This is a genomic window from Oleiphilus sp. HI0125 (genome assembly GCF_001635355.1).
In genome coordinates this window covers 1-1,204 of the sequence record NZ_LWGF01001013.1, presented here as the reverse complement: position 1 = coordinate 1,204, position 1,204 = coordinate 1, and the positions used below count along the sequence as shown (strand labels likewise).

Annotated in this window: 1 protein-coding gene; it reads right to left on the bottom strand. The window is 41.5% G+C overall.

Features of this window, described 5'->3' with window-relative positions; genetic code table 11:
• Positions 1-94 precede the first annotated feature (94 nt).
• Positions 95-865 carry a hypothetical protein gene (locus tag A3762_RS17430; RefSeq protein ID WP_068756854.1) on the bottom strand — a complete coding sequence of 257 codons (771 nt, stop codon included), beginning with the start codon at positions 863-865 and terminating at the stop codon, positions 95-97.
• Positions 866-1,204: the final 339 nt, after the last annotated feature.

Genomic DNA, 1,204 nt, shown 5'->3' with positions numbered 1-1,204 from the left:
AAACAAGTCAAAGCCTGATTTTTCCCTATCAGTTTACGAGCGCCTGTGGTGCGTTTGGTTCGATCTTGCTCTCACTTATATCTGTTCAAAAGTATTAAATTCGAAATAAACGTATGAATGATAAGGTAATGTCGATGCTGCCAAGGGCTGAGTCGTCATTCACTTTGTATACGTAGACCTTATTGTCATCTTTACTGCTTACATATAAGTGGTTTGAGTCGACCGCAATGCCACCCGCTTGCACGGCAGGAATCGTGAAGAAGTTGATGATGCTTGAATTACTTTTGTCAATTCGATGAATTTCCGTATCGAGTCTGCCGACCTCACCAACAGCGGCGATATATACATATTGGTTGTCCGCAGTGAATCGCCATTCAACGGCATTGACTGTTGTGAGTGTTTGGATGTTTGTGGTGTCTGATATTGGCATGGTCAGCAGACCAAATTGATCTTTTACATAGAGTTGATCGTGATCCATAAACACATCGCCGATAAATATAGAGCCGTTAACCGAGGCGACGTGATAAAAATTATCGGTAATTTGTCCGTTCGCAATGTGATAGAAATTAAGATCTTCCGTGCCATCAGAAGTCATGATCGCGCCGTTTAAATTGAAACCAGAGAAGTAGTTGTCGGGTTTTTTCGTCGAGACGACTTTTCGTTCTTTTAATGAGTAACTAATTAGTTCTGTATCGAAAGCGCTATTCTCGGCATAGGCGAACATATATTGGTTATCGATGCCGAAGCGAGAGACAGGATAGCCAATATTGTATTCCACTGGATTAAGCAGCTGCACGCTTGTTGCAGATGCCGAACCATCATCGACGAAGTTAAACTGAGAAGTAGTAAAGCCAAAATTGCCCAAGGTGACAGCAGAGGTTCCATTACCGTTACTTGTGGATTGGTCGTGAATGCTATGCCCTGTTGATTGACGATCACCGGATCTAGATGAGCTTTAGCAAGCGGTAATGAACATAATGCTAAGTATTACAGAGATAAGTCGGGCAGTTGATTGGGTGAAATGCATACTGATTTACTTCTCACGACAAAATACAAAATAACCGTTTCTGGCATGCTAATGAGGGTAGTCGTTCAATAAATGCTCTGCATATATGGCTCTGTAAAATTTAGTAATGACGGAATTGCATACTGTGTAAGGAGTAAGTTAATAGGATTTTATAACTCCGTTCTAAAGCGCGCTGAA